Origin of the sequence: Mycobacteroides franklinii (genome assembly GCF_001853795.1) — a bacterium.
Lineage (GTDB): Bacteria > Actinomycetota > Actinomycetes > Mycobacteriales > Mycobacteriaceae > Mycobacterium > Mycobacterium franklinii.
This window is the reverse complement of sequence record NZ_MLIK01000005.1, coordinates 1-468: the sequence shown is the minus strand read 5'-3', so window position 1 is coordinate 468 and position 468 is coordinate 1. Positions and strand designations below refer to the sequence as shown.

Annotated in this window: 1 protein-coding gene; it reads left to right on the top strand. The window is 64.5% G+C overall.

Features of this window, described 5'->3' with window-relative positions; translation table 11 throughout:
- Positions 1 to 468, top strand: a 468-nt coding sequence (locus BKG76_RS06650) for a P-loop NTPase family protein (protein WP_070936927.1), incomplete at both ends; no start/stop codon positions are given.

Sequence of the window (468 nt, the reverse complement as noted above, 5' to 3'; positions counted from 1 at the left end):
TACTACGGGATCAGGTAAGACCACGCTCGCCAAACGGCTGTCGCACCAGTTGGACCTGCCGTACGTCGAGATCGACAGCCTGTATCACGGGCCAGGATGGGAACCTCGACCCACGTTCGTCCACGAAGTCGAAGAGTTCATCGCGGCAGATTCCTGGGTGATCGAATGGCAGTACCGCGCCGTGCGCGGCCAGATCCTGGCGCGCGCCGACACGCTGCTGTGGCTGGACCTGCCGACTCCGGTCTCGATGCGTCAGCTGACGCGCCGCACCGTTCGCAGGCGTGTCGGCCGTGTCGAGCTGTGGAACGGCAACATCGAACCGCCGCTGCGCACAATCTTCACCGACCCGGACCACATCTTGCGCTGGGGCTTTCGCACCCGAAACAAGCTCCGCGACTCCATCCCAACCCTGGGGCCGCAGTTGCCACACCTGCACATCGTCCGATTCACCCGCCACCGCGACGTGGA